We start from the raw sequence: 23,155 nt of genomic DNA, 5'->3' as shown, positions 1-23,155 counted from the left end.
ATCCGTGGGGCTTGGGGGAGGAACGATCGTGGCGAGGAGACTATTCCGCGATCGAAACGCGGATCTCGTAAATATCCACCGACTTGCCCTTCTGGTCGACGTCGGAGTTGATCGCGATCGTGCCGGCGGCGCCCGGATGCTTGTCGGGGAACTGCACGTCGAACAGATATTCGTTGCGCTCGTGGCCGACCGCGTAGCGCTTGCGGCCGCAATCGCCGAAATCGCCGAAATTGCAATCGACCGAGATCTGCGTTTCCTTGCCCTCTTCCGAGCGGGCGACGATGTCGAACATGGCATGCTTGCCGGCAAGCTTCTCCAGCACGCCCTGGCCGACATCGAACGCAATGGCCGAGCCCGACGCGCCCGAGCGGATGCGCAGGAACTGGCCGGTGTCGTCCTTCATCACCTCGGCGGCGGCGTCGGAGGGCGCGCTGACATGGGTCGGATCGGCAGGCGAGAAGACGTTGATCCAGTTCTTCGACTGGTCAGCCTCGCCCGGCTTCTGCGGCGAGCCGGGTTCGGCCGGCTGCGAGGAATCCTCGTCGTCCAGCGTCGGCGTCGGTTCCGGCGGGCCGGTGTTGAGCTCGGCCGCCGTCTTGAAGACACCGGTCTGCTTGGCGAAATAGAGGCCGATGCCGGCGGCCGCGAGCAGCGTCGCGACGACGAAGATCGAGGTCAGCGGCAGGCGCCGGCCCCTGATGCGCCGCTCGTCGCGATCGGGCGCGACCTGGGCGCCGTTGCCGACGGGAGCATCCGGCGAATCATCGAGCGACGGCGCATCGGGAAGCGCCGTCTCGCCCGGCATGATGTCGGGAACGCGCGGCAGCACGCGCGAGCGCGGCTGGTCCGAGGTATCGGGCTGGACCGGACCGTCGACGGTGATCGAGGGCGACGGCGCGGTTTGTGACGGCGGCCGTGGCGCGTCGACCGAGGGCGCAGCCGATACGGCCGGCGCGTCGACGCGCGGATCCGGCGCGCCATTGCCGGCCGACGCGACGTTTTCCGGCGGAAGCGTCACGTCGGGGACGGCCGGCAGGAACTCCGATTCGATCTCGGCGATCTTGGCTTGCACCGCCTTGCGGCGATTGATGGCGGCCTCGACCGTGACATTCGGATTGGCCTGCAACACGCGATCGAGCGCGGCAAAGGCCGATCGATAGACCTTCTCGCGGAACGCCCGGTCCTCGGCATTGCCCTTCTCGAAGGCATTTCGGATCGCTTTCTCGATGGGGTCCAAGCGAGCTCCCTCTGCACGTTCGCTCCCGGTTGTCTGATCGTTAGCCGCGGACGACCAATCGATCAACGGCGAGCGGCTGCCTTGCCGGCAAAGCCATTTCGGCATTTTTTGTTGAAGAATCAACATTTTTCGTCACCGCCGGCACGGCCGCGCCGGCCAGCCGGGTGCAAGGGACCGCCTGCCCGAACGCCGCCAGGGCCGCCGTCTGCGCCCGTGGCGCGGTAACCGTAGATCGGAAATTGCCGCCGGCGAGGCCGGAATTCACCGCTGCCCATCTTGAATTAGCGAGCGGTTGAGTCTATCACCCAGCCCATTCTGGAAGCCTGACGCTTCCCGGGCCGCTTTAGCTCAGTTGGTAGAGCACATCATTCGTAATGATGGGGTCGCGTGTTCGAGTCACGCAAGCGGCACCACTTCCCCATCCAGCATAGTCCAAGATAGTCCGACAAACCCAGCTTTTGCGGGCTTTTGAGCCGATCACTAGTGCAAAGAAGTCCGACAATATCCGGTTGCATTCAACAAAATTGGGGGTATCGTTGGGGGTATCGAACCACCCCGCTTAGGCGATACCCCCAAATATGCCCCTTACAGATGCAGCTGTTAGGTCCCTCAAGGCCAGCGGCAAGGATCGAAAAGTTGCTGATAGCGGGGGTCTGTATCTGCTGGTCACGGCGAAAGGCGGCCGGCTCTGGCGGCTGAAGTACCGCTTCGATAACAAAGAGAAAACCCTCGCGCTTGGCGCCTATCCTGACGTCGGCTTGGCGGACGCGCGTAAGAAGAGGGACGAGGCCAAGAGCCTTCTACGAGGCGGTACAGATCCAAGCGCCCAGAGGAGGCTCGACAAGATCACCGCTAGCGTGGCGCGAGCCCGTACGTTCAGCGCTGTGGCCGATGAATACATTGCCCTTCAGAAACGTAAGGGACGTGCTCCAGCTACGATCACTAAGACGGAGTGGGTGATAGACTTGGCGCGTCCAGTGCTGGGAGTCCGCCCAATCAACGAGATAACTGCGCCCGAGATCTTGGTGGCCTTAAGGCAAGTCGAGAAGCGAGGCCGACTTGAAACGGCCCGTCGGATGCGCGGGGTGATCGGGAGCGTTTTCCGATTTGGAATATCATCTGCGCTTTGCGAAACGGACCCGACGCAGGCCTTAAAAGGCGCCATTGCTGGCCCTCAGCCAAAGCACCACGCGGCACTACTGCAACCCAAAGCCTTCGGCGGCTTGCTTAGGTCGATCCGGGAGTATGACGGCACGCCTGAAGTCCGAACGGCACTTGAGCTATCCGCACTTCTTTTTCCTCGGCCAGGCGAGCTCCGTCAAGCTCATTGGAGTGAGTTCGATTTGACTACTGCAGTGTGGAGCGTGCCCGCAGGTCGCATGAAGATGCGACGCGAGCACCGCGTCCCGCTGTCGACACAAGCCGTGGCTATCCTTCGAGACTTGCACGCTATAACGGGCTGGGGACAGTTCCTATTTCCCTCAGTCAGATCAGGCAAAAAGCCCCTTTCCGACAACGCTCTAAACGCAGCCCTTAGGCGGATGGGATTCACGAAGGGTGAGGCTACGGCCCACGGCTTCCGCGCCACGGCAAGCACGATATTGAATGAGAGCGGCAAATGGTCAGTCGACGCGATAGAGCGGCAACTGGCTCACAAGGATGCCGATGCGGTTCGCAGGGCATACCATCGCGGTGATCACTGGGACGAAAGAGTACAAATGATGCAGTGGTGGGCCGACCAGTTGGATGCCATGCGCTCCATAAAATCGTGACTCTAAGGCAAGTGCCGTCTCCCATTTCCGCGCATTTGCGCTGGTTCGATTGCAGTGTATGTTCTTGCTTTGTTCTTTTCAGGTAGCGCGACATCGCCTATAATATTGCCCTTGAAAACCGATTCTTCCGAGGGGGGATTACGATGACCGTTCAACCAGTCAGCAAGACTCTGCACGGCGACAAGATCTTCAACGAGCCGACGATCACGTGTCCGAGTTGCAAGACTGACATCAAGCTCAACGAGTCACTCGCAGGGCCGCTGATCGCTGCAACGCGCGAGGAATATGAGCAGCGCATCTCCCAAACGAATGCAGCGATTGCCCTCAGGGAAGAAGAACTCGAGCGTCAGCGCCAGGAGGTGGCAGCGGCGAAAAAAGACGTCGAGAGCCTCGTTGCCGAGAAGCTCAGGATCGAGCGGGGTCACATTGCGGCCGATGAGGCTCGCAAGGCCAAACTTTTGCTCTCAGCCGATTTGGACGAGCGCGACCGCAAGGTGGCCGAATTGGAGGAGACGCTGAAGGCGCGCGATGACAAGCTCGAGCAGGCGCAAAAGCAGCAGGCAGAATTTCTCGCGAAGCAGCGGGCGCTGGAGGACGAGCGGCGGGAAATGGCTCTCACGGTCGAGCGAAAAGTCCAGGAAGGACTCGACGCAGTTCGTGCAAAGGCGAGGTCCGATGCCGAAGATGGCCTCAAAATGAAGATCGTTGAGAAAGAGGAACAGATCGCTGGCATGCAGCGCCAGATCGAGGATCTGAAGCGTCGCGCTGAACAGGGCTCCCAGCAGTTGCAAGGTGAAGCTCTGGAGTTGGAGTTGGAAGGGCTAATCAGCAGTCGCTTCCCGGTGGACGTGATCGAGCCGGTGGCGAAGGGCGAATTTGGCGGTGACGTCCTTCAGCGGGTCATCGGCCGGCTGGTCAGCAATGCGGGGCTATCCTTTGGGAGTCAAAGCGTACGAAGAATTGGAGTCAGGGCTGGCTCACCAAGCTGAGGTCCGACCAGCGAGCGGCGAAGGCGGACATCGCCCTGCTTATTTCAGAAACCCTGCCCCCCGGCGTTGAGACTTTCGACCTGGTCGACGGCGTATATGTCGCTCATCCCAAGTGCGCCATTCCCGTTGCGGTTATGCTGCGGCAGTCGCTAATCGAATTGTCCAACTCGCGTTTAGTCCAAGTCGGTCAAGCCTCAAAGATGGAACTGGTCTATGGTTATTTGACCGGGCCCGTTTTCGCCAGCGCGTCGAGGCCATCGTCGAAAAGTTCTCCGATATGCAGGACGATCTTGCACGTGAGCGCAAGGCCACGATCCGACTGTGGGCCAAGCGAGAAGCGCAGATTCAAGGAGTGATCGAGTCGACAGTCGGCATGTACGGCGACCTCCAGGGCATCGCTGGGAAGGTGATGCAAGAGATCGAAAGCCTCGAAGTGCTGGCTGTTGCAGGCCCCCTCCCCGAACTCGACTAGTAACGTCTCACGGGAACTGCCCGAATGGGGCCGCAAGCGGAACGTCGGCTTCGGGAACCCTGGTCCAAAAAGCGGATTTGCCTTCGCTGCCTGGTCAAAATCCGACTTCAAAGTGTGGCGATTGATGCAGTCGCGTTGCTAGCTCGGTTTAGACTGCATCTGTCGGTCTAGAATATGATTGCGAAAGCAGTTCTGCATTTCTTTGAAGGACCTGAAGCCAAGCCGGGGAGCGAGGCGAGACAGTGTTGTAGTTGACACACTGCAACGGCGTGCGATCGAGACGGAATTGCCGAACGCCACGCTGTCCGGCTCCGCAAATATCATGCGGGCGACCGTTTCCAGTTTCGCTGGAAGGATAAGCTCCTTCTTCGCAACAAGCATTTTGAGTTCGGCAAGAGTTGGCGGTCTGGTGTTGGTGGGAACGATTCCGCCGATCGTTGCTCGTGACGGATCGGCTATCCGCACCCCCATCGTTGTCATCCCTTGGCTGCTTGCATGAATATGTCGAACTCTGCGTCGCCAATCGGAACCGTATGCTCATAACCGGGATACCTGCCGGAATCGACGTCGGCCTTGTACTCCTTGAACGCCGCTACGCGCTCGTCCTGGATCTTCTGAAACTCAGGGCCAAGGTCGCGATAGATCTTTCCGTGCCGCGGCTTGTGGTTTTTGCCGTAGCCGCACACGTCTTCGGTGAAGAGATATTGCGCATCGGCATATTTGCCGGCGCCCATGCCGAGCATGACAAGCGATGAATTTTCGGTCAGGAATTTCGCCACCCTGTCGGGCACGACTTCCAGCTCCGCCCCGAAGACGCCGATCTCTTCGAGTTTCTTAGTGTGCCGCCACAGGCGCATCGCTTCGTCCGCCGTCTTGCCGACCGCACGCCAGCCTGTCCAGGTGATGTAGGAAGGGATCAGGCCTATATGGCCCACGACAGGGAGATGATTGTCGCAAAGCGCCTTCTGTATGTCATAGGAGGCGGCGCAGTAGAACGCGTCGCCGCCAAGGCCGGCAAAGTGGAAGGCAGCACGCAGATAGTCCTCGGCTGTCGCAAGTGGCCGGCCGGCAAAACTGCCCCAGCCGCCGTAAGGCAGACCGACCTGCACGAAACAGTTGCCGGCTGCATCCCGCATCTCGTGGTCGAAATATCGGCCTTCGATCGAAAGCATATGAATGCCCGCTGCCGCTGCTGCCGCAGCTTCGTCGGGCGTGCTGACGAAGAGCATGGAGATCTTCTGCCCATCCCGCTTCATCTTTCGGATGTCCTCGACATGAGGACGGCTGTGATACATGCCCATCGTCAGTCTCCGCCGCAGTTCATTTCTCGCAGATCGTGAAGGCCCGCCGGAAGGCGTTCAGCGCCGTTTCCGGATCGTTTTGGGCAAAGGCTTCCAGACCCACCGGGCCGCGATATCCCATGTCGAACAGAGCTCTCGCGATGTAAGGCCAGTTCATCTCGCCGGTGCCGGGCTCGCAGCGACCCGGATTGTCGGCGACCTGCACCTCGCCGATAAAGGGCAGGCATTTTTGGCACCAACGCACGATGTCGCCCTCGCCGATCTGGGTGTGATAGAGGTCGAGATTGATCCGCAGTTGCGCCCTGTCGATCGACGACACCAATGCCAGCACCGCCGCCGTCGAGCCGAAAGGGCAGCCGGGGTGGTCAAGCAGGTTCAGGTTTTCCAGCGTGAAGACGACACCTTCGGCCTCTGCCATGTCGCAGATGCGGTTCAAGGTGTCGCGCGCCTTCAGCCACATAGGACCGGTCTCGACCTCGGCCTTGACGATGGGTATGCCGCCCTCGCCGAGCCCGGTGCCGTGCAGGTTCAACCGCGCAACGCCGAGGCGTTTCCCCACCCTGGCGGTCTCCAGCGCCGATCTCAGGAGCATGTCGGCGCCCTCCTCGTCGGCGAGCCGTTCTTCGAGATAGCCATTCATGATCGTGAAGGTCGCGCCTGTCTTCTCGAGCGCCGCGAGGTCATGGTCGGGCCAATTCCACAATCCGACGCCGAAACCCATCTCATGCAGACGCGCAACGCGCCAGGCCATCGGACGATCCCGCCAAAGCATCTCGGCACAAGCGGCCAGCTGGAACGGTCGGCTCATGGGCGGCTCAAAGCTCGACCATGACGCGGCCGTTCTCGACCTTCGTCCTGTAAGTCCTGAGGTTCTCACAGGCCGGCGGAGTCTCCACCTCGCCGGTCGTGAAGTCGAAGACCGAGGCGTGCTTGGGACACTCGACGGTGTTGCCCATGACGAGACCGTCGGCGATGTGGATCGCCTCGTGCGTGCAAAGCCCGTCAGTGCAGTAGTACTCATCCGCGTCATTGCGGAAGATCGCGAAAGTGCGGCCGCCACTATCGAAGCGTTTAGCCTCCTCGGCTTCGATTTCATCGGCGGCACAGGCATCAACCCAGGGCATTCGCGTCTCTCCTCAGATCTCTTGCGGTTTGAAGTCTGCGGGAGCCGATGGCATCACGCCCTGGAGCAGCGCGACGGACTTTTCCAGCCCCTCCAGCGAGTTCAGAAGGACGTCCTCGTGCTCGATGGAAAGCCAGCCGTCATAGCCGGCCATCTTGAGTCGATAGCAGAACTGCCGCCACCACTCCTCGCCATGGCCGAAGCCGAGCGTGATGTAGCTCCAAGAGCGGGCCGGGATGTCCATCAGGCTGCCATTCTCAAGCAGTGAGGTCGTCGCCTGCACGGGCCGGTTCAACATCGTATCCTTGGCGTGCACGTGATAGACGGCCTCGCCTAGCGCCTCGGCAGCCGCGAGGGGGTCCGCGCCCATCCAGAACAAATGCGACGGGTCCAGATTGGCACCCACGACAGGCCCGACCGCTGCTCGAAGTTTCAAGAGCGAGGGCACGTTGTAGACACACTGATTGCCATGCAGCTCGAGCGCTATGCGCTCGACGCCGCTTTGCTTCGCCAGGGCCGCGATCTCGGTCCAGAACGGAATCAGCTTTTCTTCCCATTGATATTTGAGGATTGCCTGCGTCTCCGGCGGCCAGGACGAGACAACCCAGTTCGGCATGCTGTCGCCGGCGCTCCCGGCGGGCAGGCCGCTCATGGTGCAGACGGTGCGGATGCCCATCTCGCCGGCAACCCGGATCGTGTCCTTCAAACCCTCGCCCTGGGCTGGATCGGTCGGATGCAGCGGATTGCCGTTTGCGTTGAGGCTGATGATCTGAAGCCCACGTTGCTCGAACGCTCCGGTAAAGCGCTTCTGCGCTTCCCTGTTGCCCAGCATCGCCGACAGCCGGAAATGCGGCGCGGTCGACCAGCCGCAGGTGTTCACCTCGACGCCTGATACCCCCATGCGCTGAGCGTGGTCGAGCATCGCGTCGAATGGAAGACCGCCGAGACTGTCGGATACGAAACCCAGTTTCACGCGTAAAGCTCCGGCTTTGCAATCATCTCTACGGGCGTGCGGCGCCCTTCTTTCAGCGCCTTCACGCCGGCCTCAGCGACGATTGCGGCGCAATAGCCGTCCCAGCAATCCGAGGCGGTCGCGGGGAACTCACCGGTCATGACAAAGCACAGGAAATCACGGTTCTGGCGGCGATAGGCATCGTGATAGCGGGCCCGCCAGTCGGCGTCGTAGGCTGTGCTTTGGATAAGCGCTGAGTCCGTGCGGGTGTAGGCGACATTGTTGGTCGCAATCGTGCCGCGCTCGCCGACCAACTCAGCACGCACGTCATAACCATAGGCGGCGTTGTTGTTGATCTCGATGTTGACGAGTTGGCCGTCCACCGTTTCCAGCACCATGACGACGGGTGCCACACGCGCGTCCGAGCGCCTCGGCTGGAATGCGGAAATGGCGGCATATTCGGTCCCCAGCACGTAGCGCACCACGTCAAATTCGTGCGCGGCGGAATTGGTGATGGCCATCGCGCCGGTGAAATCGGCAGCGGGTGTTTCGACATTGCGGTGGAAATTATGCATCATCAGCGCCCGGCCGAGACGACCGTCTTCCATCGCCCGCTTCATCTCCTGATAGGACCGGTCGTAACGGCGCATGAAGCCGAGCTGGACGAATTTCGCGCCAGCCTTCTGCTCGGCTTCCATCACCGCGAGGCAGTCGGCCGAGGCTTGTGACAGGGGCTTTTCGCACAGAACCCGCTTGCGGGCGGCAATGCAGGCCATTGAAAGCGGCGCATGCGTGAAATCGGGGCTGGCGATGATCACGGCGTCCACGTCCTGCCGCGCGATGGCGCCCTCGGGGTCGGTGGCGACGTCGAGGGCGCCACAGGCGTCGGCGACGGAACGAGCGCGCCGCTCGTCCATGTCGCAGACCAATTGAAGGGTTGCGCCTGGCAGTTCCTCGGCGACGATCCTGGCATGATCCGCGCCCATCAGGCCGGCGCCGATCATCGCAACGCGTATTGTCATTTCTGTCCTGCTTTGCTTCTTAGAATATTGGGCAGCGGCGGCACGGAGTGGCACCAACGTGGGATGCCTCCGTGAAGTCTAGTGCGCGGTTGGGCCCTCCAGTACCTGGAGGGATGGCGGATGTCCCTCATGGGTTTCCATGTAGCCTTCCACCTGGGCTTCCAAGTCGGCCATGGTCTCGCCACCGGCCATCAGATCCGTGATTTCCTCGCGGGACTTTTCGCCCTTGCGGAAATCGGCGGCGATCGCGCCGCGGATCAGCACCGCGAAATGGTCCCCGACGGTCATGGCGTGCATGACCTGGTGGGTGATGAAGACCACTGCGAGGCCGCGCTTCTTGGCCTCGTTGACGATGCGCAGCACATGTGAGGCCTGCTTGACGCCGAGCGCCGCAGTCGGCTCATCCAGGATCAGCACGCGCGCGCCAAAATAGACGGCGCGGGCAATGGCGAGCGACTGGCGCTCGCCCCCCGACAGGCCGCCGACCAGCCGATCACCGTCATCGATTCGGGTGATACCGAAATCCCGCACGGCTTTCACCGCGATCTCGTTGGCGCGCTTTCGGTCGTAGATCCTGAACGGTCCCCAGCCTTTGGTCGGCTCGACGCCGACGAAGAAGGAGCGCCCGATGCTCATCAGCGGGAACGTGCCGCCGAACTGGTGCACCGTGGCGATTCCGCGTCCCTGTGCATCACTCGGTCCTGTGAAGGTCACCGGCTGGCCATCCATTAGTATCTCGCCGCTGGTGGGCTTGTGGACGCCGGCCAAGGTCTTGATCAGGGTTGACTTGCCGGCGCCGTTGTCGCCCAGCAGGCAGAGCACTTCGCCGGCGCGCACTCTGAGCGAAATGTCGTGCAGGACGTCGATCGGTCCGAAGGACTTGTTGACGTTCCTCAGTTCGAGAATGGCAGGTTTATCGTTCATGGCGTGCTCATCCCTTCACATGCGGACCGGCCAGGCTGGTTCGGTTGAGTTGTCATGGGTTTGCCGGCTCCCTCGGCAGGGTTCGCTTGCCCCGCGGTCTGAAGTACAGCGCCAGGTCACGGAACGACTGGTTCATCAGCACGGCCAGCAGAAGCATCACACCGATGATCAGGTTCGACCAGTTTCGGTCGATCTGGGTGAAGTAGATGCCCTGGCTCACAATCGCGAAGGTGATAGTGCCGACGAAGATGCCCAAGACCGAGCCGAACCCGCCGGTCAGCAGCACGCCACCGACAACGACGGAGACGATGGCGTTGAAGATGAAGTTCATGCCGCCCGAGACCTGGGCGGAGTTGAACAGGATCGCCTGGCATATGCCGACGAAGGTGGCGCTGACCGCGGATAAGACAAACAGCGCGATCGTCATGCGGTTTGTCGGAATGCCGGCGTTGCGGGCGCTGACCTTGTCGCCGCCCATTGCAAAAAGCCAATTGCCGTAGCGGGTCTTGTGCAGAACGAAACCCATGACGGCGGCGAACGCTACCCACCAGACAATGATCACCTGGTGGCTGCCGCCGATGAGCTGTCCGAACAGAAATTTTGCCCAGTCCGGGGCGGTGAGCGCCACGCTGGCGTTGCCGGTCAAAAGCACCGAAGCGCTGAGCACCACGCCTTGCATGGCGACGAGCGTGGCAAGCGTGATGATCAGCGAGGGCACCGAAGTGCGGATCGTCAGCAGACCGTTGACGAGGCCGACCGCAACGCCGACCGCCAGCGCTCCGGCGATCCCCACCGTTATGGGCAGCCCGTAATAGCCCGACAGGATGGCCGTGGTCATCGAACCCGCCGGGATCAAGGCGCCGATGGAGATATCGAGTTCGCCGGCGATCATCAGCAGCCCGACCGGAATGGCGACGATGCCAAGATTGGCCGCGAAGTTGACCCAGCTCGCCGCGCCGACCAGCGTGCCCAGATTGGCGCCACCGAACACAACGAAGAACAGCACCACGCCAATGAGGCTGAGGATAGAGCCGGCTTCGGGGCGGCGCAGCAGGGATTTGATCGCGTCCATCATGACTGTCCTCCCTTCTTGGACGAATAGCTGAGCGCCAACTGGCGGAAAGTGTCGTTGGTCAGCACCGCAATCAAAAGAAGCGCGCCGATGATGACGCTGCCAACGTTCGGATCCAGGCTGGTGAAGTAGATGCCCTGGTTCACGATCGAGAAGGTCAGCGTGCCGAACACAATGCCGACGATCGAGCCGAATCCGCCTGTAAGCAGAACCCCGCCGATCACCACGCACATGATGGAATTAAAGATGAAGGACTGGCCGGCGAGAACCTGCGCGCTCTGATAGACCATCACCTCGCTGACGCCGACGAAAGCGGCGCTGAAGCCGGAGAGCATGAACAGGCCGATGGTGAGCCGCTTGGTTGGAATGCCGACATTGCGCGCACTCTCCTTGTCGCCCCCGAGCGCGTAGATCCAGTTGCCGATCGGCGAGATGTGCAGGAGCCAGAACAGGCCAATGACGAACACCACCCACCACAGGATCGTCACCTGGAACATGCCACCGAGATAATCACCGAGGATTTGCTTGATGAACGGATCAGGCACCAGCGATACACCAGTGCTCCCGGCGATCTTGACGGTGAGACCCAGCGTCAATCCCATCGTGCCGAACATAGTGCCGATGGTGATGATGAGCGACGGGATCGTCGTCCTGGTCACGAGCAGCCCGTTGAGGAAGCCGACCGCGAGACCCAGTCCAAGCGCTGCTGTTATGCCGAGCCAATCGGGGAGACCATAGTGGCCCGAGACGATGGCAGCGGTGAGCGATGTCGCAGGGATCACCGCGCCGACAGAGATGTCCAATTCGCCGGCGATCATCAGCAGTCCTATCGGCAGCGCGATGATCCCGATCTCGGAAGCGATGTTCAGCCAGCTGGCCGTGCCCGCCGCCGACAGAAAGCCGCTTCCGCCGAAGAGTCCGAAGAACAGCAGAACGGCGACCATGCCGAGGAACGAGCCCGACTCCGGTCGCCGCGCCAGCCGGCCAAGGGCCAGTCGGGACCGCATGTAGTCGGGTGCCGGAGTTGCTGGGGATGCGACGGGATGTGCCATTGGGGTAATCCGCGAGCCGGCGGCCGGCCTCGATGTGGCCTGCCGTAGAGGTAAAAGGGGCCGCCTACCGCAAGGCAGGGCGGCCCAGGGGAGGATTATCGCGTCCCTGCTTTCACGCCAGCGATGGTAGCATCGACGCTGGCCTTGTCGATGATGCCCGGACCGGTGAGTATCTCACGGGTCGGCACGGTGAGACCGTAGTTCACCTTGCCGTTGAGGATCGCTACCGCCAGGTATCCTTGCAGATAGCCTTGCTGGTCGATCGCACAGTCCTGCTGGCCGCCCTTGATGTTGTTGAGAATGGTTTCGTCGAAGTTGATGCCGCAGAGATGCACCTTTCCAGACTTGCCGGCCTGAGTGATACCGTTCATGGCCGAGTTGGCGTCGACGTTGCCGATCGTAAAGACCGCGTTCACGTCCTGATGTTGCAGCAGATAGGCTTTCACCGCCTGGGCAACGGCCGTTGCCGAGCCGAAGGAAGTGGCCGGCAACGGCAGCACGTCGGCCTCGCCGCCCCCATTCTTCATCCCCTCTTTGAAGCCGCCGCAATAAGCTTCGATATTGGCTGCGCCGGGTAACGTGTTGATGCAGACGCCCTTCTTGTTGCCGGCCTTGGCGAGATACTCGCCTCCGGCGACACCGCCCTTATAGTCGTCCGACCCGACATAGTTCATGGCGCCGAGACGATCGGCCGCTTTCAGCCCGCCCGCATTGTAGATAAGTAGCGGAATGCCCGCATCCTTGACCGCCTTAAACGCGGGGTCCATCGCTTCCGGCACCCAGTCCGGGCCGACAATGGCGTCCGCCTTCTGGTCGATGGCCTGGCGGATCAGCTCGGCGGCGTCCACACCCAGATTGTCGTAGTTCTGCGGGCCGAGCCAGGTGACCTTGCCGCCCTGAGCCTCGACCACCTTGCCGGCGTCTTCGGCGCCACGCTTGACGATGGACCAGAACGGATCGTCCGGCTTGCCGCCGACGACGAAGATGTTCGCGGCAAGCGTCGCGCCAGTGCTGAACCCGATCAGCACAGCGGTCGACACGAGTGTCTTGAAAAGCTTCATAGTCTTCCTCCCAGATTTACCCCGTGGGGTTTTTGAACAAAGAGTCCCGCTATCCCGGACCCGCTCCTCACGGGCACAGTCGAAACAGCGTTTGGTTCGTCATTCCGCCGGCATTCCCGATGCCGGATCGCCGTGGCCTTCCTGGCGGCCCCTGATCCTTTCTTTTTTCTTGCGGAAGCGCGCTTTCATGGCCTCGTCGGCTTCCTTGCTGCCGTCGTGCCAGGTGCCGAACAGCTTATCGAGGGGCACCAGCCCGTCGCCGCCGTAATTCACCTCGAAGTATTTGTGGTGCAGGTAATGCACGTAGGAATGGCTATCGAGGTTTACCTTGTTGGTGATTTCGAAGATCTCGAAACCGAGATGGCCGTTGACCGCGCCGAATCCCGCGCCGTGCAGCGTGAAGTAGGCGCAGACCGGGTTGGAAGGGATCAGCAGGTGCAGCCAGGCTTCGGCATGATAGAGGAAACCCTCGACCGGGTGCATCGACAGCGACGACCACGGGCTCGGATTGATCGAATTGTGATGGACCGAATGCACCCATTTGTAGAGCGGTGGCCAATGGATCGCCCGGTGCAGGAAGAAGAAATAGACCTCGTGCACGGCCGGCGCGATAAGCACCAGGAACGACAGGTACAGCCAGTTCGTCGTCCAGGGCAGCCACACCGCCCAGCTGTTCGCATAAACCCACAGCATCACGATCTCGACCACGGTCCAGAGCGGTATCGTAACGAAAAACGAGCGGGTGAAATTGTCGATGTTCTGGCTTTGGAACCAAAACACGTCGGACGGCGCGTCCGACGGAAATTTCGAATTGTACTTGAAGCGATTTTGTTGCTTGCGCTGGATGTAGTAGCGCAACTCAAAGAAGCCGTAGAACAGAAAAATCCCGGCGGCGTTGAGGCCGTATAGCCAAAGGTAGTTGAGCAACGAGAAACTGGCGAGGCTCTGCCAACTCGGGATAAGCAGATTTACCCAAATGAGCGCCGTGGCGAGATGGAACGTGTTCCACGGCCAGAAGAACTCCGGGACCCACGCCACCACCTTCTTTGCATTGAACGGGCGATGCCAAATCGGCGCTGGCTCGGCGCGGCGGTGCGGCGCCCAATTGCCGCGCTTGTCGCGTGTTCCATACTGAAGGTCATCCATCGCGACAGCGCCTCCTCGCCCATATCGGTCCGGTGTTTCCGGGTTCGGGCCCGGTCCGAGCCCTTAACTTGGCGCAATTCATATCGGAGGGTTGATATTCGGAGAAGGCAGAAATAATATCAAAGTTGCATTTATATCATTTCGTCTCAATCATGATGATACAGGGATGGCTGTTATGAAACGGCCGACGATCCACGATCTTGCGACCGCGGCAGGCGTATCGGTTGCGACGGTGAACAGAATTTTGGGCGGCACCGTTTCGGTGCGGCCGAAAACGGTCCAACGCGTGCAGAGCGCGGCGGAAGAAATTGGCTTCTACGGCATCGGGGCGATCGACGACAGGGCTCGTAAGATATCGCCGCATTACCGATTGGGTTTCTTGCTTCAGCAGTCAACCCGCGACCTCTACCAACTGTTCGGTAAGAAGATCGTCGCCGCCTGTCGCGAGCGTCGGGACGACGTCATCGACCCTGTCGTCGACTTTGTCGATATTTTGACGCCGGAGACCATTTCGGACCGTCTTATCGCGCTCGGCGAGGAATGCGACGCTGTCGCGGTGGTTGCAGCGGATCACCCGATCGTCGGCCAGGCCATCCATTCCCTGAGGGAGATGGGGAAGCCGGTCGTCTCCTACATCACGGATCAGTCCGCGCCGGAAAGGGCGGCTTACGTGGGCACCGACAATTGGAAGCTGGGCCGGACCGCGGCCTTCCTGATCACGCAAACGACGCAAGGCCCTGGTCGAATTGCTGTCTTCATCGGCAATCATCGCTATCAATGCCAGGACGTCTCTGACGCCAGCTTCCGTTCCTATCTGCGCGAGCACGCTCCACGGCTCACCGTCGAGGAAAGTCGCCCTACGCATGAGGAATCGAGCGAGGCTTACAGAATGGTGGCTGAGCTCCTGCAAGCGACGGACGATCTTGTGGGGATTCTGATCGTCGGCGGCGGTATCACCGGCGTGCTTCGTGCCTTGAGGGAAGTGTCTCCCGAGAGGCGATCGGGTATCAAGGTGGTATGCCGCGACATTGGGCCCGAGACACGCAAGGGATTGTCGGAAGGGTTGATAACGGCAGCTCTCTGCCATCCGCTCGAAGCCACGTCCGCCCTTCTTGTGCAGACGATGATTGACGTGATTGGTCCCCACGCGCCGCTAGCAACCCTTCAGCGCTCCATCCCATTTGAAATTGTCACCCCGGAGAACATTTAAGGCGAGGTTTCTTTCGCGCCGGCGCCGTTCAACGTCCCACCCATCCACTTTGGTTCCGTACGCAATGCCTGACGCGCCCACGTCGTACTGCTGTTTCCAATTCGATCTATAGTTCCTGCGCAGTGGGCCTGTACAATATTTCGTTTACGTCGACCTCCTCGGGCTGGGCGATGGCGAACGCTACCATGCTGCCGAAGGAATCTGCGGGAATGGCGAACTTTGCGTAGAAGTCGTGGATGCCTTGCGAGACGTCAGACTCGGTGATGCTGTTGGGCAGTTCCGTGTCGACCGCGCCGGGTGAGATGATCGTGGTACGGATGTTGTAAGGCTTCACTTCCTGCCGCAGTCCCTCAGAAATTGCGCGCACCGCGTGCTTCGTTGCCGAGTAGACGGCATTGTTCTTGCCGACCTTGTGACCCGCAACGGATGCAACGTTGATGATCTGCCCGCTCTTTTGCGCCTGCATTGGCGGTAACGCGGCAGCAATACCATAAAGCACGCCTTTGATGTTCACGTCGATCATCTGGTTCCACTCCGCGATCTTGGCGCGTTCGAGCGGCGAATGGGGCATGAGCCCCGCATTGTTGATGATCACGTCGAGCTTGCCGTGAAGATTCAACGCCTGGTCGACAAGCGCCTGAACCTGTTTCGGATCCGTTACGTCGGTCTTCAGCACGGACCCATCGGGCAGCGACAGCTCGCGGGCCAGCGCCTCGAGGCGTTCGACGCGGCGTGCACCAAGAATGAGTTTCGCGCCGTCTTTTGCAAGGCGGCGGGCGGCGGCTTCGCCAAGCCCGCTTGAGGCGCCGGTGATGACGACCACCTTTCCTTCGATGCCGTAGGTCATTGGTTGTCCTTTCCTGCTGTATTCGGGATCAGCCCTTGCTGACCCCAAGACTTTCCCGGGAGTGAAGCCCGGGTGTGGTGGCGAGCTTGACGATGAAGTCGGAGAGGCTGTTCAGCGAAACATCGTGGCCGCTGAACGGCTCGCCCTTGCGGGTCAGGCGGTAATTCACCTCAGCCTCGCTGGTGAACCAGCCAGGGCGTAGAATGGTGTAGTCGAGATCGGAACCTTCGATTTCAAGGGCAGAATCCCGGTAGGGATCGAGAACCCTGCGGTAAGTCTCGCCCGGAACCTCACCATAGATGCCCATCGAGCTGATGAAGATCAGGCGCTTCAGGCCCGTTGCATCCATCGCCTTGATGATGCTGCGCGCCTGCCGGGCCATATCCCCTGCAAGATTCGCATAGACGACGTCCTGGCCCTCCATGGCGCCGCGTAACGCGGCCGCGTCGAGCACATCCCCTTCGACGATTGTCACGCGCGAAGGATCAGGGTTATGAAGGCGACTTGCACGGCGCAGGTAGAGCGTCAGCTTTGCGTCGCTCTGGTCCAGCAACATGCGCGTGGTGTTGCGGGCGAGCTGGCCGTTGGCGCCCAAGACCAGCACTCTCAGCGGGTTTTGATGATTTGCGGTCATCGGTCAATCCGCGCCTGATGCTGGGGAGAATACCGCTCGCCCGCAATCGCGATGCTCGATAGGGCCTGGTCGATGGTCGCCAGATCATCGCCGGATAGATCGACCCTGGCTGCTCCGATATTTTCCTCAATCCGGTGGAGTTTCGTGGTGCCGGGGATGGGGACAATCCAAGGCTTCTGCGACAGCACCCAGGCGAGCGCCAGTTGGGCGGGCGTTACCTTCTTTTCACCGGCGATGCGGCTTACAGCATCGACCAGCGCCTGATTGGCTGCGAGGTTGTCCTGCGAGAAGCGCGGGACAGTGCTGCGGTAGTCATCCTTCCCGAAGGAGGCGTCCTTGCTCACCGTGCCCGTCAGGAAACCCTTGCCGAGCGGGCTGAACGGCACGAATCCGATGCCGAGCTCTTCGAGCACGGGCAGGATCTGCTCTTCTGGCTCGCGCCACCACAAGGAATACTCGCTTTGCACTGCCGTCACTGGCAGCACGGCATGGGCGCGGCGGATGTTCTTGACACCCGCCTCCGAGAGCCCGAAATGCAGGACCTTGCCCTCGGCGATAAGCTCCTTGACCGTCCCCGCCACGTCTTCCATGGGGACGTTGGGATCGACCCGGTGCTGGTACAGAAGATCAATGCGGTCCGTGCGAAGACGCTTGAGCGAACCTTCGACCGCCGCGCGGATGCGCTGCGCGGAGCTGTCCATCGCGCCCCCGCCTTCGATATTGAACCCGAACTTGGTCGCGATGACGACGCGGTCGCGGATAGGCTGGAGCGCCTCGCCGACGACCTCTTCGTTCTTGTACGGGCCGTATACCTCGGCCGTGTCGAAGAAGGTGATGCCGCGATCAAACGCGCCGCGAATGAGAGCGATCGCGTCGGGCAGCGGCATGGGCGCGCCGTATGATTGGCTGATGCCCATACAGCCAAGGCCGATCGCCGAGACTTCAAGGCCGCTTTTTCCGAGTGTGCGCTTTTTCATTGTCGAGATCCTATTGTGGTGAGCGCTCAGGCGTGAATTTCGCGGCCCGTGCCGCGCGCCCCTTCGACAGGAATTTGCGAAGCGGCTGCCCCAATTGCGCGCAAGTCCTGCGCGGTGAGTTCGATCTCGGCTGATGCGAGATTTTCTTCGAGGCGGTGCAGCTTTCGCGTGCCGGGGATGGGAACGATCCACGGCTTCTTCGCGAGCAGCCATGCGAGCGCAATTTGAGCCGGCGTCGCTCCCTTGTCGGCAGCCACCCGCTGCAGCAGGACGACCAGCGCCTGGTTGGCCTTCATCGCTTCCGGCTTGAAGCGGGGGAACCAGGATCTCACATCCGACTTCTCGAATGTGGCGTCCGGGGCCACCTTTCCGGTCAGGAATCCTTGACCCAGCGGGCTCCACGGCACCAAGCCGATGCCGAGTTCCTCGCAGGCGGGAAGCACTTGGGCCTCCACGTCCCGCGCCCACAGCGAATATTCATTCTGGACGGCGGTAACAGGCTGAACGGCATGCGCACGGCGTATCGTTGAGGCGCTAACCTCCGAGAGTCCGAAGTGCCGAACCTTGCCCTCTGCAGTAAGCTCCTTGACCGTCCCTGCCACGTCTTCCATGGGGACGTTGGGATCGACCCGGTGCTGGTAGAAAAGATCGATACGGTCCGTGCGCAGTCGTTTGAGCGAAGCCTCACATACGGCCCTGATATGGTCGGGCCGGCTGTTAAACCCGCGCCGCTCCCTTGTTTGCGGGTCGATATCGAAGCCGAACTTGGTGGCGATGACGACTTGGTCGCGAACCGGCGCGAGGCCTTCGCCAACCAGTTCCTCATTCGTGAACGGCCCATAAGCCTCCGCAGTATCAAAGAAGGTTACGCCGCGCTCGACTGCCTTGCGCAGCAGTCCGATCATCTCGCTTCGATCAGGGGGCGTGCCGTAGTTGGCGCTCATCCCCATGCAGCCGAGACCGATAGCCGATACCTCCAGCCTGCTCTCGCCGATAATGCGCTTTTTCATGGCCTTGAACCTTTTGTTCAAGAGGCTTTCGGCGCAAGCTCGCCATACCAATACGAAGCGGTGACACCGCCATCCACCAGGAAGTCGCTGCCGGTGATGAAAGCGCCTTCCGCACCCATCAGCAGCGCGCCGACATTGCCGACTTCATCGGGTGTCGCGGCACGACCGACGGGAGACAGCTCGATCATGCGGCGGTAACCTTCTCCACGCGGGCCGGTCAGTTCATCACGCGCGAGCGGTGTAATGACGATGCCTGGGCTGATTGTGTTGATGCGCGCGCCTCGCTTGCCCCAACGCACCGCCTCGGACATCACACGCAGGGAATTGCCCCGCTTGGAGATTTGATAGGCGTTGAGTGGATCAGTAACTTTATCGGGCTGCAGCCACGGCAACGTGAGCAATTCCTCGGGGACCGTGGTTGCCAACGCCTTGTTCTGCTCATCGGTCAGAGCACCGAGACGGTGACCGGATTGCGACGCTATAACGACACCCGACCCACCCTTGGCGATCACGTTGCCAAACTCCTCTAGGACCAGGGCAGTCCCGTAGAGGTCGACATGCAGGATCGTCTGGGGTGACGCCTGCGACGGCGAGACGCCCGCGGCATGAATAAGGTGCACGACTTCGCCAAGCTTTGTCGCGGTCTCGACCAGGGCGTGGACCGATTCGCGCTTCGACACGTCTACGGCGGCCGTGCTGACATCGAAACCCGCATCCGCAAGCAGCTTGGCGGCAGCTTCGGCGTTCTCGCGCCTGAGATCGGCGAGCAGTACATGCTTGCCCGAACTGACGCGCCGGGCGATTGCCTGCCCAATGGAACCTGCACCGATAACGACAACAACCTCAGTCATGACGACGCTCTCCCTTCGTGTCGAGATATTGGGCATCGCTCACGTGCTCCAGCCAGGTGACGGCCTTGCCGTCGAGCGATTCCTGAATGGCTATGTGGGTCAATGCAGTGGTTGGTGTGGCCCCATGCCAGTGCTTTTCATCGGGCGCGAAGCGCACAACATCGCCGGGAAGGATTTCCTCAACCGGCCCGCCTTCGCGCTGCACTAGGCCGCGTCCTGCGGTGACGATGAGCATCTGCCCAAGGGGATGGGTATGCCATGCGGTGCGTGCACCTGGCTCGAAGGTGACTGCGTTGGCGGCTGCCCGTGAGGGTTCGGCAACCGGGAACAACGGGTCGATCCGCACAATCCCTGTGAACCACTCGGAGGGGCCTTTTCCCGAGGGCTGCGATCCTGCGCGTGCGATTTGCATGGAGATCTCCTGTCGGCTCGTGGCCAAACTAACGGAAATCAAAATAGGTCCCTGGCGCCGCAGTGATTAGATAGTAAGATCGGCATGACCTCATGAATGCCGTTCATATATGCCGAAGCCCGACATCAACGACCTTCTTGCCTTCATGGCCGTCGCACGCGAACGCAGTTTTACACGTGCAGCGGCCCAGCTTGGTGTCTCGCAGTCAGCCTTGAGCCATACAATTCGTAGAGTGGAAACCGCTTTGGGTTTGCGGCTTCTGGCCCGCACAACGCGGAGTGTCGCGCTAACCGAGGCAGGCGAGCGCCTGGTCAACGGTCTCGGCCATCATTTCGAAGATATCGACCGCGAACTGGATAACTTGACGATCCTCCGCGACAAGCCTTCCGGCACCCTAAGGATCAATGCGGGTGAGCATGCGGTCCGGACGGTGATCTGGCCGAAGCTCGATTTGTTTTTGACGGAATACCCTGAGATCAAGGTCGAGGTTCATATTGACAACGGGTATGTGGACATCGTCGCTGGTCGGTACGATGCGGGCGTACGGCTCGGAGGTGAGGTTGCGGGCGATATGATCGCAGTTCGGATCGGGCCTGATTGGCGCATGGCCGTGGTTGCCACGCCCGCTTACTGGCGAGCTAAGGGTGAACCGCGCAAACCCCATGACCTGACCAGGCACAATTGCATGAACCTGCGGTTGCCCACTCACGGTGGCTTCTACGCCTGGGAGTTCGAGCGCGACAGTCAAAAGATCAGCGTTCGTGTCGACGGGCAACTGGCCTTCAACTCCAGCGTTCCGATCCTGGTGGCTGCGCTACGGGGGCACGGCGTAGCGTGTATTCCGGAAGATATGGCGGAGCCGCATCTTCGGGAGGGCACATTGCAACGTGTCTTGACCCAGTGGTGCCCACGATTCACGGGATACCACTTGTATTACCCGTCGCGCCGGCAGGCCTCGCCGGCATTCCAGTTGCTCGTCGATGTGCTCAGGGAGAGGTCGTGACTGAACTCTTTGTGCGCAGCGAGAACATAAATCCGCTGGAGGCTGCAACGTCAGCTATCGGGAAACGGCAAAGCAGAATGAATGACGGGATGGGGCGCAAACCCGCCCTTTCAGGTGGCCCCGCCCAACTATCTGGACATCGTCAATAAGATAGATCCCTTGTTTAGGGCACATGGGCGAATTTGATTCATTCAAACCGAGGGGTGTTTCCTGCGAGCCCTTTGCTTCGTGGTTCATGAGGTTGCAAGTGATCTCATGAACTTCAAGCTGACATTCCTTGGCACCTCTGCGAGTGTGCCACTCGGCCGAACGCAATCAGCCAAGCCTCCTCGTTGAAACCGGAGGCCAGAGGGATCCTGGTTGACTGCGGCGAAGGCCACACAGCGACAGCTGCTACGTGTCAATGCCGGCTTCAGGCGCCTCGACGACCTGCTTCTCACGCATGCGCGCTTCGATCGCGTGCTCGCCGCCCGTCCCAGGCCTGATAGTGGTCAGTTTCAAATTGTGGCTTTCAATGAACGCGCACCAGACAGAGCTTACGGAATAGGTTATAGCCGACGTATCCGTTTAGGAAGCGGCTATGCCCAACATATCGACGTTACTCACATTCCTTGCGGCGCTGGTCGTGTTGGAAATTACCCCCGGCCCGGACATGATGCTTGTGATCGCGCGCGGCATCGGACAGGGACGACGGATAGCGTTCCTGACCGTAGTCGGCATGGTCTTTCTCGCCGGCCTCTTTCAAGTCGGCCTTTTGGTGCTCGGCGTCACGTCGCTACTGCAAGCTTACCCTTCTGGCTTGGTGGCGCTACAGTGGGCTGGCGCGCTCTATATGCTCTATCTTGGCGCGCGGCTGATCTGGTCGAGCTTTGGCAGCCACAAGAACAAGCGCGTTCCCGTCACTCAGATATCGGATTGGACGGCCATCCGCGATGGCGCGATCAATAGCCTAACCAATCCGAAGTCCCTGCTATTCATGTTCGCGTTCCTGCCGCAGTTCGTTGACCCGAATGTCGGCCCGGTTTGGGTGCAGCTACTTGTCCTCGGATCAATCCAGAAGCTGGCCGGGGTTGTTTCCCTTGGTTCCGTTGCCATGGCGTCGGGGACGGTCGGACAGTGGTTGAAAAGCTGGCCGGGCCTGCTTCCATGGCAAGAACGGTTTACCGGCTTTGTCATGATCGGCCTGGGTCTGCGGCTGCTTGTTTACGGCAATCCTGCGCACAGGCACTAAGCGGGAATCCGCTTCATTTTAGCGCACGGAATATCGTGCCCCACATTTTTTGCAGCCGACTTCGGCCGTGCCTGTGCTCATCAGTGCCATGCTTACACACCTGGCATCGCACCCGGTCACTACAGATCCTAAATTTCAAACTGACCCACTACCCCAGGCCTCAATCGATGACATTCAGGATCGGCATCATTTCGGACACCCACGGCTTGTTGCGGCCTGAGGCAGAGCGTTGCCTGACCGGGGCCGATCATATCATTCACGCCGGAGATATAGGTAGGCCGGAGATCATCGACGCGCTTAGCAGGATTGCGCCGGTAACCGCTATCAGAGGAAACGTGGACACCGGAAGCTGGGCTGCGCGGTACCCTGACACTGAGCGCGTGCGGCTTGCGGGGCGAACGATCTGTGTGCTTCACGACCTCAAGACGCTGCAGATCCCGCCCACGGCGCTTGGCATCGACCTGGTCATCTCTGGCCACTCGCACGTGCCGAAGATCGAGACCGTCGATGGGGTGCTCTATCTCAATCCCGGCAGCGCCGGCCGGCAGCGCTTCAAGCTGCCGATCACGTTGGGAACGATCGATGTCACGTCCAGCCACATGCAACCAGTTATTCACGACCTGGGCAACAGATGATGCGTCGCACGGCCCCGCGCCTCGTCTCAGTTTTCGGCTGGTTTCAGGCGGAGGCACCATCCGCGTATGCGGCCGAAATCGGCGCAAAGCCGCCATTCGCTAATGCTGGCAGTCCACCGGCGCGATGCCGTTGTGTCACTTCAAGGTTTAGGCCCGTCGCTAAGGGTGTCACAAATAGTTGGTGCCAACCTAGATGTTACGCCGTGCGGTGCTCACCGGGTT

Annotated in this window: 23 protein-coding genes, 1 tRNA gene and 2 pseudogenes; 8 read left to right on the top strand and 18 right to left on the bottom strand. The window is 60.7% G+C overall.

The genetic code is table 11. The annotated features are described in order from the left end of the window. Positions 1–40: 40 nt before the first annotated feature. On the bottom strand, positions 41–1,237 hold the full coding sequence (locus RFM41_RS13395; protein WP_320249050.1) for a hypothetical protein: 1,197 nt from the start codon (positions 1,235–1,237) through the stop codon (positions 41–43). 40 nt (positions 1,238–1,277) lie between these two features. After that, positions 1,278–1,502, bottom strand: a complete 225-nt coding sequence (locus RFM41_RS13390; RefSeq protein WP_320249051.1) for a hypothetical protein — start codon at positions 1,500–1,502, stop codon at positions 1,278–1,280. 72 nt (positions 1,503–1,574) lie between these two features. On the opposite strand from RFM41_RS13390, the gene RFM41_RS13385 reads away from it, so the two are divergent. From RFM41_RS13385 to RFM41_RS13375, 3 genes and pseudogenes are all read left to right on the top strand, one after another. Beyond that, positions 1,575–1,650, top strand: a tRNA-Thr gene (locus RFM41_RS13385). Positions 1,651–1,815: 165 nt separating this feature from the next. After that, a complete protein-coding gene (locus RFM41_RS13380) occupies positions 1,816–3,009 on the top strand; it encodes a tyrosine-type recombinase/integrase (RefSeq protein WP_320249052.1) in 1,194 nt (397 codons plus the stop codon). Positions 3,010–3,152: 143 nt separating this feature from the next. Beyond that, positions 3,153–4,470, top strand: a pseudogene (locus RFM41_RS13375) (DUF2130 domain-containing protein). A gap of 476 nt (positions 4,471–4,946) precedes the next feature. Here the strand turns inward: RFM41_RS13375 and RFM41_RS13370 are convergent. From RFM41_RS13370 to RFM41_RS13325, 10 genes are all read right to left on the bottom strand, one after another. After that, entirely contained in the window at positions 4,947–5,771 is an 825-nt protein-coding gene (locus RFM41_RS13370; protein WP_320249053.1) for a 3-methyl-2-oxobutanoate hydroxymethyltransferase, read from the bottom strand. A gap of 19 nt (positions 5,772–5,790) precedes the next feature. Continuing rightward, a complete protein-coding gene (locus RFM41_RS13365; protein WP_320249054.1) occupies positions 5,791–6,579 on the bottom strand; it encodes a TIM barrel protein in 789 nt (262 codons plus the stop codon). A 7-nt stretch (positions 6,580–6,586) separates the two neighbouring features. Then, on the bottom strand, positions 6,587–6,895 hold the full coding sequence (locus tag RFM41_RS13360; RefSeq protein ID WP_320249055.1) for a MocE family 2Fe-2S type ferredoxin: 309 nt from the start codon (positions 6,893–6,895) through the stop codon (positions 6,587–6,589). A 12-nt stretch (positions 6,896–6,907) separates the two neighbouring features. After that, positions 6,908–7,867, bottom strand: a complete 960-nt coding sequence (locus RFM41_RS13355; RefSeq protein WP_320249056.1) for a sugar phosphate isomerase/epimerase family protein — start codon at positions 7,865–7,867, stop codon at positions 6,908–6,910. Further along, the gene (locus RFM41_RS13350) at positions 7,864–8,868 is read right to left on the bottom strand and encodes a Gfo/Idh/MocA family oxidoreductase (RefSeq protein WP_320249057.1); all 1,005 of its coding nucleotides are present in this window, start codon (positions 8,866–8,868) and stop codon (positions 7,864–7,866) included. Before RFM41_RS13350 ends, RFM41_RS13355 begins: the two co-directional genes overlap by 4 nt. Before the next feature lie 78 nt (positions 8,869–8,946). Beyond that, positions 8,947–9,792, bottom strand: a complete 846-nt coding sequence (locus RFM41_RS13345) for an ATP-binding cassette domain-containing protein (protein ID WP_320249058.1) — start codon at positions 9,790–9,792, stop codon at positions 8,947–8,949. A 52-nt stretch (positions 9,793–9,844) separates the two neighbouring features. Then, complete coding sequence (locus RFM41_RS13340; RefSeq protein ID WP_430691535.1) at positions 9,845–10,867, bottom strand: ABC transporter permease; 1,023 nt, start codon at positions 10,865–10,867, stop codon at positions 9,845–9,847. Beyond that, positions 10,864–11,871: an ABC transporter permease gene (locus tag RFM41_RS13335; RefSeq protein WP_320249511.1), complete on the bottom strand. Its 1,008-nt coding sequence runs from the start codon at positions 11,869–11,871 to the stop codon at positions 10,864–10,866. Before RFM41_RS13335 ends, RFM41_RS13340 begins: the two co-directional genes overlap by 4 nt. Positions 11,872–12,011: 140 nt before the next feature. Continuing rightward, entirely contained in the window at positions 12,012–12,977 is a 966-nt protein-coding gene (locus tag RFM41_RS13330) for a sugar ABC transporter substrate-binding protein (RefSeq protein WP_320249059.1), read from the bottom strand. A gap of 99 nt (positions 12,978–13,076) precedes the next feature. Beyond that, positions 13,077–14,123, bottom strand: coding sequence for a sterol desaturase family protein (locus RFM41_RS13325; RefSeq protein WP_320249060.1), 1,047 nt, complete (start codon positions 14,121–14,123; stop codon positions 13,077–13,079). A gap of 175 nt (positions 14,124–14,298) precedes the next feature. On the opposite strand from RFM41_RS13325, the gene RFM41_RS13320 reads away from it, so the two are divergent. Further along, positions 14,299–15,333 (top strand): LacI family DNA-binding transcriptional regulator, encoded by a 1,035-nt coding sequence (locus RFM41_RS13320; protein ID WP_320249061.1) that lies wholly within the window; start codon positions 14,299–14,301, stop codon positions 15,331–15,333. Positions 15,334–15,439: 106 nt separating this feature from the next. Here the strand turns inward: RFM41_RS13320 and RFM41_RS13315 are convergent, their stop codons facing one another. The 6 genes from RFM41_RS13315 to RFM41_RS13290 are packed head-to-tail and all read right to left on the bottom strand — an operon-like array spanning position 15,440 to position 20,064. Beyond that, the gene (locus RFM41_RS13315) at positions 15,440–16,180 is read right to left on the bottom strand and encodes an SDR family oxidoreductase (RefSeq protein ID WP_320249062.1); all 741 of its coding nucleotides are present in this window, start codon (positions 16,178–16,180) and stop codon (positions 15,440–15,442) included. 28 nt (positions 16,181–16,208) lie between these two features. Continuing rightward, on the bottom strand, positions 16,209–16,814 hold the full coding sequence (locus RFM41_RS13310; RefSeq protein WP_320249063.1) for an NAD(P)H-binding protein: 606 nt from the start codon (positions 16,812–16,814) through the stop codon (positions 16,209–16,211). Continuing rightward, positions 16,811–17,791 carry an aldo/keto reductase gene (locus RFM41_RS13305; RefSeq protein ID WP_320249064.1) on the bottom strand — a complete coding sequence of 327 codons (981 nt, stop codon included), beginning with the start codon at positions 17,789–17,791 and terminating at the stop codon, positions 16,811–16,813. Before RFM41_RS13305 ends, RFM41_RS13310 begins: the two co-directional genes overlap by 4 nt. 26 nt (positions 17,792–17,817) lie before the next feature. Beyond that, positions 17,818–18,801 (bottom strand): aldo/keto reductase, encoded by a 984-nt coding sequence (locus tag RFM41_RS13300; protein ID WP_320249065.1) that lies wholly within the window; start codon positions 18,799–18,801, stop codon positions 17,818–17,820. A gap of 17 nt (positions 18,802–18,818) precedes the next feature. After that, positions 18,819–19,652 carry an SDR family oxidoreductase gene (locus RFM41_RS13295; RefSeq protein ID WP_320249066.1) on the bottom strand — a complete coding sequence of 278 codons (834 nt, stop codon included), beginning with the start codon at positions 19,650–19,652 and terminating at the stop codon, positions 18,819–18,821. Next, positions 19,645–20,064, bottom strand: coding sequence for a (R)-mandelonitrile lyase (locus tag RFM41_RS13290; protein WP_320249067.1), 420 nt, complete (start codon positions 20,062–20,064; stop codon positions 19,645–19,647). Before RFM41_RS13290 ends, RFM41_RS13295 begins: the two co-directional genes overlap by 8 nt. 109 nt (positions 20,065–20,173) lie before the next feature. On the opposite strand from RFM41_RS13290, the gene RFM41_RS13285 reads away from it, so the two are divergent. From RFM41_RS13285 to RFM41_RS13270, 4 genes and pseudogenes are all read left to right on the top strand, one after another. Continuing rightward, positions 20,174–21,067 carry a LysR family transcriptional regulator gene (locus RFM41_RS13285; RefSeq protein ID WP_320249068.1) on the top strand — a complete coding sequence of 298 codons (894 nt, stop codon included), beginning with the start codon at positions 20,174–20,176 and terminating at the stop codon, positions 21,065–21,067. 255 nt (positions 21,068–21,322) lie between these two features. Then, a pseudogene (locus tag RFM41_RS13280) lies at positions 21,323–21,532 on the top strand (MBL fold metallo-hydrolase); the annotation flags it as partial. 115 nt (positions 21,533–21,647) lie between these two features. Further along, the gene (locus RFM41_RS13275; RefSeq protein ID WP_320249069.1) at positions 21,648–22,298 is read left to right on the top strand and encodes a LysE family translocator; all 651 of its coding nucleotides are present in this window, start codon (positions 21,648–21,650) and stop codon (positions 22,296–22,298) included. Between the two features lie 167 nt (positions 22,299–22,465). Beyond that, a complete protein-coding gene (locus RFM41_RS13270) occupies positions 22,466–22,933 on the top strand; it encodes a metallophosphoesterase family protein (RefSeq protein ID WP_320249070.1) in 468 nt (155 codons plus the stop codon). Positions 22,934–23,155: the final 222 nt, after the last annotated feature.

The sequence above is a fragment of the Mesorhizobium vachelliae genome (genome assembly GCF_033977325.1).
Classification (GTDB): Bacteria; Pseudomonadota; Alphaproteobacteria; order Rhizobiales; family Rhizobiaceae; genus Mesorhizobium; species Mesorhizobium vachelliae.
Note: the sequence above shows the minus strand (reverse complement) of the source record. Positions and strands in the feature narration are given on the sequence as shown.

Bases quoted from the DNA above. Each gene is read 5' to 3' on its own strand.
- RFM41_RS13380 (WP_320249052.1), top strand. From the start codon at position 1,816: ATGCCCCTTACAGATGCAGCTGTTAGGTCCCTCAAGGCCAGCGGCAAG.
- RFM41_RS13370 (WP_320249053.1), bottom strand. From the start codon at position 5,771: ATGGGCATGTATCACAGCCGTCCTCATGTCGAGGACATCCGAAAGATG.
- RFM41_RS13365 (WP_320249054.1), bottom strand. From the start codon at position 6,579: ATGAGCCGACCGTTCCAGCTGGCCGCTTGTGCCGAGATGCTTTGGCGG.
- RFM41_RS13360 (WP_320249055.1), bottom strand. From the start codon at position 6,895: ATGCCCTGGGTTGATGCCTGTGCCGCCGATGAAATCGAAGCCGAGGAG.
- RFM41_RS13350 (WP_320249057.1), bottom strand. From the start codon at position 8,868: ATGACAATACGCGTTGCGATGATCGGCGCCGGCCTGATGGGCGCGGAT.
- RFM41_RS13345 (WP_320249058.1), bottom strand. From the start codon at position 9,792: ATGAACGATAAACCTGCCATTCTCGAACTGAGGAACGTCAACAAGTCC.
- RFM41_RS13340 (WP_430691535.1), bottom strand. From the start codon at position 10,867: ATGATGGACGCGATCAAATCCCTGCTGCGCCGCCCCGAAGCCGGCTCT.
- RFM41_RS13335 (WP_320249511.1), bottom strand. From the start codon at position 11,871: ATGCGGTCCCGACTGGCCCTTGGCCGGCTGGCGCGGCGACCGGAGTCG.
- RFM41_RS13330 (WP_320249059.1), bottom strand. From the start codon at position 12,977: ATGAAGCTTTTCAAGACACTCGTGTCGACCGCTGTGCTGATCGGGTTC.
- RFM41_RS13325 (WP_320249060.1), bottom strand. From the start codon at position 14,123: ATGGATGACCTTCAGTATGGAACACGCGACAAGCGCGGCAATTGGGCG.
- RFM41_RS13320 (WP_320249061.1), top strand. From the start codon at position 14,299: ATGAAACGGCCGACGATCCACGATCTTGCGACCGCGGCAGGCGTATCG.
- RFM41_RS13315 (WP_320249062.1), bottom strand. From the start codon at position 16,180: ATGACCTACGGCATCGAAGGAAAGGTGGTCGTCATCACCGGCGCCTCA.
- RFM41_RS13310 (WP_320249063.1), bottom strand. From the start codon at position 16,814: ATGACCGCAAATCATCAAAACCCGCTGAGAGTGCTGGTCTTGGGCGCC.
- RFM41_RS13305 (WP_320249064.1), bottom strand. From the start codon at position 17,791: ATGAAAAAGCGCACACTCGGAAAAAGCGGCCTTGAAGTCTCGGCGATC.
- RFM41_RS13300 (WP_320249065.1), bottom strand. From the start codon at position 18,801: ATGAAAAAGCGCATTATCGGCGAGAGCAGGCTGGAGGTATCGGCTATC.
- RFM41_RS13295 (WP_320249066.1), bottom strand. From the start codon at position 19,652: ATGACTGAGGTTGTTGTCGTTATCGGTGCAGGTTCCATTGGGCAGGCA.
- RFM41_RS13290 (WP_320249067.1), bottom strand. From the start codon at position 20,064: ATGCAAATCGCACGCGCAGGATCGCAGCCCTCGGGAAAAGGCCCCTCC.
- RFM41_RS13285 (WP_320249068.1), top strand. From the start codon at position 20,174: ATGCCGAAGCCCGACATCAACGACCTTCTTGCCTTCATGGCCGTCGCA.
- RFM41_RS13275 (WP_320249069.1), top strand. From the start codon at position 21,648: ATGCCCAACATATCGACGTTACTCACATTCCTTGCGGCGCTGGTCGTG.
- RFM41_RS13270 (WP_320249070.1), top strand. From the start codon at position 22,466: ATGACATTCAGGATCGGCATCATTTCGGACACCCACGGCTTGTTGCGG.